This window comes from Desulfobacula sp., assembly GCF_030145145.1.
In the GTDB taxonomy this organism is placed as follows: domain Bacteria; phylum Desulfobacterota; class Desulfobacteria; order Desulfobacterales; family Desulfobacteraceae; genus Desulfobacula.
The window spans coordinates 1-13312 of record NZ_JAQYWD010000016.1; the positions used below are offsets into that span (position 1 = coordinate 1).

Genomic DNA, 13312 nt, shown 5'->3' on the forward strand with positions numbered 1-13312 from the left:
CAGATAAGATAAGAAAGCTGGGGCAGGATATTGGTATTAAAAACATTGTGATTCTGGGGAACAGGGTCAAATCTGAAGCAGACAAACAATTGATCCGGGACACGATGCCGGATTATGAAATTTTGGGATTTATGCCTGAAATGGATGAAATTATCAATTCAGACAGAACGGGTTTGCGCCCTTTTGACGATATCACCCAGATACCGGAAGAGCTAAAGGAAATCACAAAAAAATTAATGGCGCTATCTTCGTAAAGTACCGCTATTGGGCTTCGAATGCAGCGATGGTCGTATCCAGCATTCGATTTGAGTACCCCCATTCATTATCAAACCAGACCTGGAGTTTGACCAGTCGTTTTCGACTGACCCGGGTCTGGTCAAGGTCAATGATCGAGGACCGGGGATCATGATTGAAATCACAAGAAACCAGATGCTCGTCACTCACGCCAAGGATATCCTTTAATTCATTTTCCGAGGCGTGAATCAACGAATTGTTGACGATTTTGATGTCCGTGTCCGTCTTGACCAGGAGCGTAATATCCATGATGGATACATTGGTTGTGGGTACCCGGATGGCAAGGGTTTCAAATTTTCCTTCCATGGCCGGCAAAATTTTTGAAATCCCCTTTTCCAGGGCCGTATTCACTGGAATAATAGACTGAAGGGCTGATCGGGTTTTTCTCAGATCCGGATTGTACGCATCAATAACCGGTTGATCGTGCATGGCAGAATGAATGGTGGTAATGACCCCGCTTTCAATTCCAAGAACCTTGTCCAGCACATGAAGCACAGGAATGACACAATTGGTGGTGCAGGATGCATTTGAGAGGATGGCATGCTCTTTTTGCAAAATGTGATGATTAACCCCATATACGATGGTGGCATCCACGTCATCCACTGCCGGTTGTGAGAAAATCACCTTTTTTGCTCCCGAAAGAAGATGCAGTTCAGCAGATTGTCTGTCATTATAAATGCCGGTGCAGTCAAGAACAATATCAACATCCAGATCTTTCCATGGAAGGTTGACGATATTTTGCTCCTGAAATATTGTTATCCTGTCCTTGTCTATAATTAAGGCTGACGGTTCTTTTTTAACCGGGAAAGGAATCCTGCCATGGGTTGAATCATATTTAGTCAAGTGATAAATGGTGTCTGCATCCGCCATCTCATTGATGGCCACAAGCCGGATCTGGTCATAAAATTTTTTAGATTCATACAAGGCTCTTGTAATACATCGCCCGATTCTACCATATCCGTTGATCGCAATATTAATTTTCATGTTTAAATCATCTTGACCCATGTTGTTTTATTATCCTGAAATTATCTGTGCCTCTATACCATAAACCCATCTATAATTTAATGGTAAAATTGCCAGAAACGACCGAGTGGCTCTTTTTATTGTTTTTGGGAGGTTTTATGTTGGCGTTCTTTAGGGTCCCGACAGACCCGACAACGGTCATCAGAACAATGTTCGCAAGAATAGCAGTCGTGGCAGGGATGTTTTTTCAAGCAATTGTCCAGTTTTTCAGGCACATATAATGTCCCTGCTAATCCCGGTACTTTGACAAAAGGCATAAATCCCTCCTAAAAAATAAGGCTGCACAATGGTTCTTATAATGTAAGAAGGAATGACACACAATCAAGCCACAAGTCCACAGAACCACAAGGTCTTTGCGTTTTGGCATGCAAAAACCCATCTGTGGCATAAAATGGTCACACCCCTTTTCCTGCGTGTAAAAAAAATTGACATAAGATGGGACCCAATTTATGATGCAGAATATTAAAAGAGGAGGAGGAAAGGAATGGAAGACTCAACCGCTTTAAAACGTATTGATCGATGCTCATTTGAAATTGGAATGATCAATTGTTTTGTGGAAATGGTGGCCTGTGGTGTAAAAAGATTGGCCCTTAGCCCCCCTTTATCTCCAGAGGACTATGAACGGATCAAGCCCTGGTCTGAAAAAATAGTGGCCGGTTTTGGAATGAAATCCTGGTTGGAAAAGCGCTTGATCGCTACGGCGCTGCAGTCTGATGCATTTATTGCCGGCAAATGGGTGATATTATATTACAAAACAGACGATGTTTTAGACTCCTATAAAGCGTTAAAGGAAAAAAGGGCGCTCCTGGATACGGGTAAAGGCCCGGAACAACATGCGCTGACAGCCATATCCAGAGAATTTATGCAGTTGTTAAGCTATCCGGAACAGGTCATAGACGAAAAATTGTCCGGCAGGACTAAGGATCCGTTTATATTAATTCCTGATTGACCCTCTCGGTAAAAAAGGACTGGAAATAGTTGACAAATTTGATTACATATATGACAAGAAATAAGGGGTCGATTGAAAATCACATCATCATTTGACCAACCCTTTTTGCAAAAAATGAAGACAACGCAACACACCCGATAATACGTCTTGGAGAGCAGGCCACGGTGCCATTGCCGGACATGATGAAAAAAGCCCGATCAGGTTCATTTTCACAGGGCAAAAGATAAAATAGATAAAGGGTATTCGTATTTTTATTTAACCAGGAGGAGGGTATGATGAAAAGGGTTATGGCTTTATTGGTTTCTTTGTTTTTTTTGCTTTCAGGCCAGGCAGTGATGGCCAATGATGTATCAAAGGGACTCCATGTCGGAAATGCCGGTTCGTTTACCGGTGATGCGGCAGCGCCCTGTATGGAAATTTTCAATTCTTCCCAGTTGGCGGTGGATGAATGGAATGCCAGGGGAGGGATACAGGGTGTTCAAATCAAACATGTCATGGGGGATGATGCCCTTGATCCGGCCCAGGGAATCAATGTGGCAAGAAAATTTACCTCTGATGAATTGATGTACGGCGTTGTCGGGCCGCCGGTCAGCCATATTGCCCAGGCATCATTGAAAATCTATGGTCAAAGCAATCTTGCCTGTATTACCACGGCTGCTTCAAAACCAGAGCTGACAGACTCCGGGTACAAGCATTTTTTCAGGGTAAATGCCAGAAACGATGCCCATGGATGGAATTGTGCCCTTTTCATTAAAAAAAACCTGAAGGCAAAGCGAGTGGCTATTTTAAACGAAAAAGTCGCCTATTGTGAAAACATGGCCCAACAAACCATCAAGGGTCTTAAAAAACTGGGCATTACCGATATTATGAATGATACCATTGTCGCCGGTTCAAAAGATTTTTCCGCTGTTCTTACAAAAGTAAAAGCCTATAAACCGGATGTCCTCTTTTTTATCGCCACCACAGCTCCGGATCAGGCAATCGGTGTCAGACAGGCCAAAGAACTGGGAATAGAGGCTATTTTCTTTGGAACAGAAGGGGCACGGGATAAAAATGATTTTATCGCTGCATCAGAAGGGGCGGCCCAGGGGGCCTATGTGTATCATTTCAGCCCTGATATTTACTCCATTCCGGCAGCCTCAGCGTATATCAAAAGTTATGAAAAAAAATACGGTTCTTTGAGCGGGTTTGGTCCCCCTGCCTACGAAGCCATGAATATTCTGTTGACCGCCATTGATCTGGCGGCAAAAGATGGGAACATTTCCCGTCCGGAAGTCATTTCCAACCTTTCTGCCATTGCGAACTACAATGGGATCCTGGGGTTTCCCGTCAGCTTTGATGAAAAAGGAGACCTTCTGGGTGGTGCCACCTATTTTTTCAAGGTGAACGGCAAGGAATTTGAACAGGTTGCCGTACTGACCGGTAAATAGCACCTCACTTTTAAAATAAAAGAAAGGGCAATTCCAAAACAAGTGCCCGGAACATCTCACTTGTTTTGGAATCAAATTCAATGGAAGATATTTTTGGTCAGCTCTCCCAGCAGGCAATAAACGGTATTACCATCGGCGGGGTGTATGCACTGATTGCCATAGGATACACCATGGTTTACGGTGTGCTTTCCATGCTCAATTTTGCCCATGGTGAACTCTATATGATCGGTGGCTTTACCGGATGGTGGGTATTACAGATATTTTCAATCAACCATGTACCGGTTATGAACGCGGCCCTTTTAATTTCCTTAATGATTGTTCTTTCAATGGCGGTCTCAGCTCTATTGGGGCTGGCCATTGAACGGATCGCCTACCGGCCGCTTCGGAAAGCACCAAGGATGAACCTGCTATTAAGCTCCCTGGGTGTTTCAATTTTTATCCAGAATTTTATTTTATATTTTCAAGGTGCCAAAGTGAAGGTGTTTCACATCTCCCACCTGATACCGGAAGGGATAAGAACATTTCATGTCGGTGGTGTTGTCATATCCTTCATGCGGATTATCGTGATACTGGCTTGTTTTTTTTTAATGGTGATACTCACCTTGATCATTAAAAAAACCAATATCGGAAAATCCATCCGGGCCACGGCCCAGGATATTGAAGCGGCTGCATTCATGGGAATTGATACAGATAAAATCATTGTCATTGTCTTCTTAATCGGATCTGCTTTGGGTGGTGCGGCCGGCATACTGGTAAGCCTTCTGTTCACCCAGGTGGATTACTACGTAGGATTTCAGGCGGGATTAAAGGGGTTCACCGCTGCGGTGCTGGGAGGAATCGGCAGTATTCCCGGTGCCATGGCCGGCGGACTGTTGCTGGGGATTTGTGAAGCCATGGCCGTCACATTCTTTCCCTCGGCGTATAAAGATGTCGTGGCATTTGCCATTCTGATAGCCGTCCTTATTTTCAGACCCCAGGGATTAATGGGAGAAAGAATACGTGAAAAGGTTTAAGCCCCGGATCAAGATAGGGCCCACGTCAGTCACGATTCTTTTCTTTGTGCTGTCCCTGGCGGTTATCCCGCGCCTGCTGCCCGACAACTACTGGCAAAGTATTTTTTCCATCACCGGCGTGTATGTGATGCTGGCCCTGGGGCTGAATATTGTGGCCGGTTTTACGGGCCTTCTAGATCTTTCCTACATCGCCTTCTTCGGTATTGGCGGCTATACCTTCGCTTTTCTGTGTTCTGATCATTTTGGCATCCATCTTCCCTTTCTTCTGGCATTGCCGATTTGCGCCCTGACGGCCATGGTATCCGGTTTTTTACTGGGCCTGACCAGCATTCGCCTGAAAGGGGATTACCTGGCCATTGTTACCCTGGCCTTTGCCCAGATTTTCAAACTGCTGCTGTTAAACCTTGATGCACCGATTAACATTACCGGTGGTGTGAACGGTATTTATGCCTTTGACCAGGTCACCCTGTTGTTTATTAACATTGTTACCCCGGAAAACTATTCGGTATTGATCTGGACCTGTGCACTGCTGGTTTTTCTGGTTTCCTTCAGACTTAAGGCATCCAGGATCGGAAGGGGATGGAATGCCATACGGGAAGATGAGCTGGCAGCCAATGCCATCGGTATCAACACCACCCGGATGAAACTCTACTCGTTTGCCACCGGTGCCATGATAGCCGGCTTTTCCGGTGCTGTTTTCGTCTCTTTCCAGGATTCTGTTTTCCCCAACAATTTTGATTTCCAGCAGCTGGTCATTGTCTACTGCATGGTCATTATCGGGGGACTGGGCAATATTTACGGTGTCATTGCCGGTGCCGTGGTATTAAGTATTTTACCCGAAATCCTGCGGGAATATGGCGGGTTGAGAATGATGATATACGGGGTGGCTCTGGTCAGCATCATGGCCTTAAGACCCCAGGGGCTGTTTTCTGCCATTCCCGGGTTCACAAAATTGGTGAAGCGACCGGATAAAGATGAAACAGGAGAACTCCGGGCATCAACTGATCTGTATTATTCTCAAGACAAGGATGAAACAGATGTCAAAAGATATACCAAACAAGCGATTCCCCTGCTGGAAATCCAAAACCTGACCCTGAATTTCGGCGGATTAACCGCTGTTGATAAGCTTGACTTTTGCCTGCATAAAAATGAAATTCTCAGCATTATCGGCCCGAACGGCGCAGGCAAAAGCACCTTGTTCAACATCATCTCAGGCATTTATCAAAGCGATCAGGGAAAGGTGATTTACAAGGACCTGGATATCTCCGCTTATAAGCCCCACCGTGTTGCAAAAGCAGGCATTGCTAGAACCTTTCAAAATTTAAGGCTTTTTAACGAGCTGTCCGTCATTGACAACATTAAGATAAGCCGATTCTGCAGGACAAAGGCCTTCTTTTTTTCAGCGATTTTTAATTTGAATTTAAACAAAACAGAAGAAAAAGAGACCCATGAAACAGCAAAAAAAATCCTTAAAATGTTTGGGCGAAGACTGACCGGATATCGATATGATCAAAAAGTATCCCAGCTTTCCTATGCCAATAGAAGACGGGTTGAAATTGCAAGGGCCATGGCCACAGGCCCTGAAATTCTCCTGCTTGACGAACCTTCTGCCGGCATGAATCCCCAGGAGACAGGGGAAATAACCGAATTTATAAAAGAATTACGGGACCGGTTCGGATATACCATTCTTGTGATTGAACACAAATTAAATCTGGTTAAAGCGGTTTCAGACCGGGTCATTGTTATGGACCACGGAGAAAAAATCTGTGAAGGGTCGTATGATGACGTCGCAAAAAATCCCATGGTGATTGAAGCGTATCTGGGGAAAAAGGGTAAAAGTGGAAACCAAACCAATTCTTGAACTCAAACAGGTGAATGCCTGTTATGGTAAAATACAGGTGCTTTACAATATCAATATGCGTATCCTTCCAGGAGAACTCATCTGTCTTTTAGGGGGCAATGCCTCGGGAAAATCCACCACCTTGAAAACCATACTGGGAATTGTCCGGCCCAGAGACGGTAGGGTTATTTTAAATGGTGAAACGATCAATAAAAAGCCGACCAATTATATTATCCGGAACGGGGTCTCCATTGTTCCTGAAAACCGAAGGATCTTCCCCAGGATGACAGTCCTTGAAAATCTTGAAATCGGTGCCATGCACCGGAAGGATAAATCCCAGGTAAAACGGGATATAGAGGCCATGTTTGAGCTGTTTCCCCGGTTGAAACAGAGAATCGGCCGGCAGGGTATGGTGCTTTCCGGTGGCGAGCAGCAGATGCTGGCCATGGCAAGGGCATTGTTGTCCAATCCGTCCGTATTACTGATGGATGAACCCTCCATGGGACTTTCGCCTGCCCTTGTGGACCAGCAGTTTGAAATCATAGAAAATATCAATAAAAAAGGAACAACCATTCTCATGGTTGAGCAGAATGCAACAATGGCACTTTCCATTGCAGACCGGGGGTATGTGCTTCAAACCGGTGAAATTGTACTGGATGACACTGCTGAAAACCTGTTACATCATTCAGGTATGCAGACCGCATATCTTGGTGGCGAACTTTAAGGGGCAAGCATGTATAAATTAAAGATAAGTGTTGAAAGAATAGAGGGGTATTGCAATCAACCAATGCTCGTGGGAGATTATTTTTTTGTGGATGGCGGAAAGATAAAAATCCCTGACGGCAAGCATATCTGCATGTGGGCGCTGCAAAGCATGATGCCGATTTTCCCCCTTCTGCAGCGCGGTAGCAGTGAAAAAGGGGACTGGACATCCAATGAAACCGGCCAGGTGTTTGTCTGTCCGGATCCAAAAGGAAAAGTACATTACAGAATTGAAAGGATATTAGACTGATGCTGATCATTGATCCGAGTAAATGTTCCGGGTGCAGAAGATGCGAAACCCAGTGTTCTTTTTATCATTCAGGAAAAACAGGGCATTTTGGCGCCAGGATAAAAGTGGAGAAAATTGAAATAAAAGGGATTGATTTTCCAGTTGTCTGCCATCAATGCCAAGAGCATTATTGTACAGGCTGCCCCCAGAAAGCCATCTCCATTACCGACCGGGGCAGTATTGAAGTCTCCCCTACTCTTTGTAATCTTTGCGGCACATGCGAAACCCTGTGCCCCATCGGTGCCATAGAAATCTATAATGATATCCCCTATGTGTGTGATCTTTGCGGCGGCACCCCCCGGTGTGTGGATGCCTGTGAAATGGATGCCATTTCCTATGATCCGGAGATCAAGCAAACCCTATCCCTGAAGTCATTTAAAAAGCAAACAAAAAAAATGACGCCGGCAATGAAAAGACATAAATATGCAAACCAGGCCACAGAAAAAATGAGAACCGACTGGTTAAAGGACAGGAGGGCGTAATGGTGCACGGGTATGGAGGACACATTTTAAGGGTAGACCTAAGTTCAGGCAGAATTCTGCGGGAAAAAACAGATCCCGACTTTATGCTGGACGTCATCGGCGGCCGTGGGCTTAATTCCCGTCGGCTGTATGATGAACTGAAACGGGACATTGATCCCCTTTCCGAAGAAAATATGCTGCTCATCGGTGTGGGGCCGGTCACGGGATCTTTGTTTTCCACGTCAGCCTATATGACCATTTCCGGCAAATCTCCTTTGACGGGAATTCTTGGGGATTCGGCAGCCGGCGGTTTTTTTGGGCCGGAGATCAAATATGCCGGATATGACCAACTGATTTTTACGGGCAGATCTGACCGCTTGAGCTATGTCTATATCTGTGATGATCATGTGGAAATACGGGATGCCGCCCATTTAAAGGGCCAGGATATTTTCCAGACCACGGCCATCATCAGAAAAGAACTCAATGATAACAACTTACAGATTGCCGCCATCGGCCCTGCCGGTGAAAATCTTGTCAGATATGCCATAGTGGCCTGCAATAATTCCCGGGTTTGCGGAAGAACCGGCATGGGATGCCTGTTTGGCTCAAAAAACCTGAAGGCCGTCGTTGTAAAAGGGACCGGCATGGTCTCTGTGGCCGATCCCTTAACGTTCATGAAACTGTGCAAGGTCATGGACAACAGAATAATGACCCATCCGGAATTCCAGGACCGGCATGACATGGGCTCCACCCTTTTAATGAATGCATTGAACGGACTGGGAATTTTACCGGTGAATCATTTTCAACGAGGCGTGGCACCCTATGTGGACAAGATCAGCGGCCAGACCCTGGCAAAACAGTATAAAACCAAAAACAAAGGGTGCTTTAACTGCAATATTAATTGTTCCCGATACTATGTCACCCCGGCGGTGGAAAGCGAAGGCCCGGAGTATGAAACCCTTTGCAGTTTTTCTTCCCGCATCGGCAACGACAACCTTGAATTCGCCCTTAAAATGAACCACTACCTGAACCGGATGGGCCTGGACTCCCTGAGTGCCGGAGAAACCATTGGCTGGGCAATGGAATGCGTTGAACGCGGTATTTTTAACAAAGACGATTTTGACGGCCTTGAGTTCACCTGGGGCAACCGAGAAACCATTGAAAAAATTCTGCAACTGATCATCCGGCAGGAGGGCATAGGCGCTGATTTTGCAAAGGGGACAAGGTATCTTGCCAACAAAATGGGGAAGGGCTCTGAAACATATGCCCTTCATGTCAAAGGCCTGGATATTATCTGTGGGGATCCCAGGGGGATCAAGGCCTTTGGCCTGACCTACGCCATTGCATCCCGGGGTGCCGATCATTTAAGAGCAGAACCCTTTTTCGAGTTGACTAACCGGTTTGATGAAGCCCGGAAACGATTTGGCACAAGGGATGCCGCAGACCGGCTATCAGACAATGGAAAAGCCATTCTTGTGGAATATACGGAACGGCAGGCATTGCTAACGGATTGCCTGACCATGTGCAAAAATGTGGGCCTGAGCATGGATATCCTGGATTTTGAAATGGCCGCAGCACTTTTAACCGCCGGGACCGGGCTAAAATTTGCAGAAGAGCGTGTCAACAAAGCGTTAAGAAAGACCATCACCCATGACCGATTAATGAACATTGATTTCGGCATCACCGCAAAAGATGACACCCTGCCCCATAGATTCACCCATGAGCCTTTATTGGAAGGGGCATCCAAAAACCAGGTCGTGCCGATTCATGACATGGTTGAAGATTATTATAAACTCAAGGGCTGGGATAAAAAAGGCGTACCGCAAAAACCATGAAGAATATTGTATCCGGAGGACAAACCACCTATGGCCATCTGGTGGGCATTTTGATGAGCGACTCAACCATTCCAAGAATTCCCGGTGATCCGGGCCATGCCGGAACCTTCCCTTTTCCGGTGGTCTATGAAGTCCTCAAGGGGTTTCCCTTTGAAGATCTTGTCAACCGGAAAAAAGATCATATTGATATTCTAATTGAACAGGCAAAGGCCCTTGAAAAAAAGGGTGTCAGCCTTATCGTCACGGACTGCGGTCTTTTTGGGCCGTTTCAGGAAGCGTTAAGGCACCATCTGGATGTCCCGTTTATCGGGTCAGCGTTGGATATGATACCTCTTTTGCAGCGATTTTTACCCGTTAACCAGCAGGTGGGGATCATCACCGGGGACACACGGATTTTAACAGCAGGCCATCTTAAGGCCTCGGGCATTGATCCGGAAACCGTTTTAATTGCCGGCATGGAAAACAGTTCAGAATTTAATCGAGTGGTGATTGAACGACAGCAAACCCTGGATGTGGAAAAGATGCGAAAAGGTGCAGTGGATGCCGCCTTAAGCCTGTCCGGTAAAGGGTTGGGGGCCATTGTTCTCGAATGCACCAACCTCATATCCTTCCGGCGCGATATCCAGAACAAATTAAACGTACCGGTTTTCGACCTTGTAACGATGATCGATACCTTTATTTCCAGCATCAGGCCCCGGAACTTCCACTCCCCATCCATGCAATAGGATCCTATACCATTGGATTCCGGAACCGTGTCGAAAAATAAAACAGCCGTGACTCCTCCTTGGAATCTTCCGGATGCAATCCTTGCCAGGCATGAAGATCATGTTTTATATTGACCTTGATTGGTTGCCAAATAAAGGTACTATATTTAATGTAAATTTCACACGATATTAAAAATAAAGCATACCAAAATATTGATATAGCCCCCTCGTTTCTTCAGATAATCTATTAAATAACTCACCAAAATTCAAAGCGAATATTATAAAAGACAATAATACACCACCCATTTATTTATTGACAATTTTGGTATAATATTCTAATTCTAAGTCGATTATTTTTAAAAATGTTAAAGACGCTGAATAGTGAAAGGTACGCCACGTATGACTTTTTTTATCAAATTAGATCAATGGATTTCCACATTTGAAAATTTTATCGTCTCCACCAGTATGATTGTGACTGCCAGCTCACTGCTGCTTTCAGTGATCTGCAGACAATTGAATATTATAATGGCCGGTGGAGAAGAGGTTGCACTCTTTGCGATTGTCTGGATGACATTTCTGGGAACAGCGCTTTGTGCCCGAAAGGGGAACCATATTGTTATGTCGGCCGTTTTAGACAGCATCTCAACAAACAAAAAGAAAAAAGTGGTAACGGCAATATGCCTGTTTTCTGCGCTGTTTTGCTTCCTGCTATTCATATTCGGTACGCAGCTGACCTGGGATGTGTTTCAAAGAGGACAGGTAACACCGGCTCTCAGAGCACCGTTATGGTGTATGTATATTTCTCTGCCAATAGGATTTTTCCTGACGGGTGTCTATTACCTGATGGGATTTTTCCATAATCTTACACGAAAAGAAATGTACATGGGGCTTGAAATCACTTGACAGCTTAAGCCCTTAAAGCAATTTAAACCGGCTCAAGTATTTAAAAATCAATGATAGAGATCATCGCCTAAACATGCTTTAAACAAAGTTGAATGAATTTAAGATAGAAAGGTTGTAACAAAATGGGTTCATACCTCGCAGTATCACTCGTTGTTCTTCTAATCGCTGGACTTCCAATGTTCATCGTCATGATGTTTCCCTGCATAACCTCTTTGTCCATTTTTTATCCTCACATCCCGCCAACCGTACTGATGCAGAGAATGATAGGCGGAATCAGTCCGTTTCCCCTGACAGCAGTGCCCTTGTTCATTTTTGCTGCCGATATTATGCTGGAAGGCCAAATGGCCAAACGGCTGACCGATTTTGCCGAGACATTGATCGGTCATTTTACCGGAGGTCTTGCCCACACAACGATATTGGCCTCTTTAATTTTTGGAGCCGTCTCCGGATCTACCCAGGCAACCGTTGCAGCGATCGGCTCCAACATGTATCCGTCCATGTTAAAGCGCGGCTATAGCAAATCATTCACAACGGCCTTGATCGTCAATGCAAGTGATGTCTCCCAGCTAATCCCGCCAAGCATTTTCTTGATTGTATACGGCGTTGTTTCCGGGACTTCGATAGCAACCCTTTTTGCAGCAGGGATAGTACCCGGGATTTTTTTGGCCCTTGCCTTTATGACATACTCCTGGTATTGGGCAAAAAAAAACAATATCCCCAAAACAAAACGGGCCGACTGGGCACAACTAAAAGCGGCAACAATACATGCTGCCGGTCCACTGGGGTTTGTGGTCATTATCATCGGCGGAATTTACTCCGGTTTGTTCAGTCCGACTGAAGCGGCAGCGATTGCCGTGGGATACAGTTTTGTTCTGGAATGTTTCCTCTACCGGTCTATCAAAATAACGGATTTGGGATCCCTAGCGCTCAAATCCGGCACGACAACCGCTTTGGTATTTGTTCTGATCGGTGGATCAGAAGCGTTTGTGTGGATTCTGACCATCGCACAAATCCCCCTGCAGGTCACTCAATTCATTTTGGGTTTGAATCCCAGTCCTTTAATACTGCTTGTTCTCCTTAATATCACCTTTTTTATCGCTTTAATGTTTTTTAATCCTATTTCCGCCGTTCTCGTCATCACGCCCTTATTTTTACCTGTCACAAAAGCAATGGGGATCGACCCCGTTCATTTGGGTATTTTAATCACCTTAAATGCTGCGATTGGATCTGCTACGCCTCCGTTCGGGGTGGATTTGTTTACTGCCTGTGCTATTTTCAGAATTCCGTTTAATATTGTTGTAAAAGGTATTTTCCCCTTTATCATTTCGGGAATACTGGTATTGATTTTACTGACGATATTCCCCGGGATCACACTCTTTCTGCCTCGATTGCTGGGAGTGTAATGAGGGCTTAAAAATAACGGAAGCCTTTCAAAACAAGGGTCTAAAAATGGGAAATACCCGCATATGCAACCGCTTACACGTGACAAATTTGGTAGTATATTGGATCAAAATATCGAAAAGGTTAATTAAAAAATTACCGTCAATAGAAATCGTTTTTTAAAAATACCCCACGGGTGTAAACTGGGAACTTAACATTTCGATACATCAGCCCAGCAATCATTTAGTTCATTCTTTTACAACCCGGCATGCACTTGCTTACCGATTTTTGCTCTTCAAAACAATAATTTTATCAACATGAAAAGAATCAGTATGGCTTTGCCTGACCTGAATTTGGTAGGATTTTACTTGACTTGTTTTGGGCGGAACAGTATTATTACGTTTAATATTCAGAGAATTCACTAATCGA

Annotated in this window: 12 protein-coding genes and 1 pseudogene; 12 read left to right on the top strand and 1 reads right to left on the bottom strand. The window is 44.9% G+C overall.

Going from position 1 to position 13312, the window contains the following annotated elements:
• Positions 1–254: pseudogene (locus Q1Q15_RS10560) on the top strand (carbon monoxide dehydrogenase); the annotation flags it as partial.
• A gap of 7 nt (positions 255–261) precedes the next feature.
• On the opposite strand, the gene Q1Q15_RS10565 reads toward Q1Q15_RS10560, so the two are convergent.
• Positions 262–1299, bottom strand: coding sequence for a glyceraldehyde 3-phosphate dehydrogenase NAD-binding domain-containing protein (locus Q1Q15_RS10565; RefSeq protein ID WP_300459367.1), 1038 nt, complete (start codon positions 1297–1299; stop codon positions 262–264).
• A gap of 502 nt (positions 1300–1801) precedes the next feature.
• Here Q1Q15_RS10565 and Q1Q15_RS10570 point away from each other — a divergent pair.
• The 11 genes from Q1Q15_RS10570 (at position 1802) to Q1Q15_RS10620 (ending at position 12906) form a co-directional block, all read left to right on the top strand.
• A complete protein-coding gene (locus tag Q1Q15_RS10570) occupies positions 1802–2266 on the top strand; it encodes a hypothetical protein (protein WP_300459370.1) in 465 nt (154 codons plus the stop codon).
• Positions 2267–2538: 272 nt separating this feature from the next.
• The gene (locus Q1Q15_RS10575; protein ID WP_300459372.1) at positions 2539–3696 is read left to right on the top strand and encodes a branched-chain amino acid ABC transporter substrate-binding protein; all 1158 of its coding nucleotides are present in this window, start codon (positions 2539–2541) and stop codon (positions 3694–3696) included.
• Between the two features lie 80 nt (positions 3697–3776).
• A complete protein-coding gene (locus Q1Q15_RS10580) occupies positions 3777–4709 on the top strand; it encodes a branched-chain amino acid ABC transporter permease (protein WP_300459375.1) in 933 nt (310 codons plus the stop codon).
• Positions 4696–6570, top strand: a complete 1875-nt coding sequence (locus Q1Q15_RS10585; protein ID WP_300459377.1) for a branched-chain amino acid ABC transporter ATP-binding protein/permease — start codon at positions 4696–4698, stop codon at positions 6568–6570. Before Q1Q15_RS10580 ends, Q1Q15_RS10585 begins: the two co-directional genes overlap by 14 nt.
• Complete coding sequence (locus Q1Q15_RS10590) at positions 6548–7273, top strand: ABC transporter ATP-binding protein (RefSeq protein WP_300459380.1); 726 nt, start codon at positions 6548–6550, stop codon at positions 7271–7273. Before Q1Q15_RS10585 ends, Q1Q15_RS10590 begins: the two co-directional genes overlap by 23 nt.
• 9 nt (positions 7274–7282) lie before the next feature.
• Positions 7283–7561 carry a TIGR04076 family protein gene (locus Q1Q15_RS10595; RefSeq protein WP_300459383.1) on the top strand — a complete coding sequence of 93 codons (279 nt, stop codon included), beginning with the start codon at positions 7283–7285 and terminating at the stop codon, positions 7559–7561.
• Entirely contained in the window at positions 7561–8082 is a 522-nt protein-coding gene (locus tag Q1Q15_RS10600; RefSeq protein WP_300459385.1) for a 4Fe-4S dicluster domain-containing protein, read from the top strand. The genes Q1Q15_RS10595 and Q1Q15_RS10600 overlap by 1 nt, the downstream gene beginning before the upstream one ends.
• Positions 8082–9896, top strand: a complete 1815-nt coding sequence (locus tag Q1Q15_RS10605; protein WP_300459388.1) for an aldehyde ferredoxin oxidoreductase family protein — start codon at positions 8082–8084, stop codon at positions 9894–9896. Before Q1Q15_RS10600 ends, Q1Q15_RS10605 begins: the two co-directional genes overlap by 1 nt.
• Positions 9893–10621 carry an aspartate/glutamate racemase family protein gene (locus Q1Q15_RS10610; RefSeq protein ID WP_300459391.1) on the top strand — a complete coding sequence of 243 codons (729 nt, stop codon included), beginning with the start codon at positions 9893–9895 and terminating at the stop codon, positions 10619–10621. Before Q1Q15_RS10605 ends, Q1Q15_RS10610 begins: the two co-directional genes overlap by 4 nt.
• A 378-nt stretch (positions 10622–10999) precedes the next feature.
• Positions 11000–11503 (top strand): TRAP transporter small permease subunit, encoded by a 504-nt coding sequence (locus Q1Q15_RS10615; RefSeq protein ID WP_300459394.1) that lies wholly within the window; start codon positions 11000–11002, stop codon positions 11501–11503.
• Positions 11504–11625: 122 nt separating this feature from the next.
• Positions 11626–12906, top strand: coding sequence for a TRAP transporter large permease (locus tag Q1Q15_RS10620; RefSeq protein ID WP_300459396.1), 1281 nt, complete (start codon positions 11626–11628; stop codon positions 12904–12906).
• Positions 12907–13312: the final 406 nt, after the last annotated feature.

Bases quoted from the DNA above. Each gene is read 5' to 3' on its own strand.
- Q1Q15_RS10605 (WP_300459388.1), top strand. From the start codon at position 8,082: ATGGTGCACGGGTATGGAGGACACATTTTAAGGGTAGACCTAAGTTCA.
- Q1Q15_RS10615 (WP_300459394.1), top strand. From the start codon at position 11,000: ATGACTTTTTTTATCAAATTAGATCAATGGATTTCCACATTTGAAAAT.
- Q1Q15_RS10600 (WP_300459385.1), top strand. From the start codon at position 7,561: ATGCTGATCATTGATCCGAGTAAATGTTCCGGGTGCAGAAGATGCGAA.
- Q1Q15_RS10580 (WP_300459375.1), top strand. From the start codon at position 3,777: ATGGAAGATATTTTTGGTCAGCTCTCCCAGCAGGCAATAAACGGTATT.
- Q1Q15_RS10565 (WP_300459367.1), bottom strand. From the start codon at position 1,299: ATGGGTCAAGATGATTTAAACATGAAAATTAATATTGCGATCAACGGA.
- Q1Q15_RS10595 (WP_300459383.1), top strand. From the start codon at position 7,283: ATGTATAAATTAAAGATAAGTGTTGAAAGAATAGAGGGGTATTGCAAT.
- Q1Q15_RS10620 (WP_300459396.1), top strand. From the start codon at position 11,626: ATGGGTTCATACCTCGCAGTATCACTCGTTGTTCTTCTAATCGCTGGA.
- Q1Q15_RS10570 (WP_300459370.1), top strand. From the start codon at position 1,802: ATGGAAGACTCAACCGCTTTAAAACGTATTGATCGATGCTCATTTGAA.
- Q1Q15_RS10575 (WP_300459372.1), top strand. From the start codon at position 2,539: ATGATGAAAAGGGTTATGGCTTTATTGGTTTCTTTGTTTTTTTTGCTT.
- Q1Q15_RS10610 (WP_300459391.1), top strand. From the start codon at position 9,893: ATGAAGAATATTGTATCCGGAGGACAAACCACCTATGGCCATCTGGTG.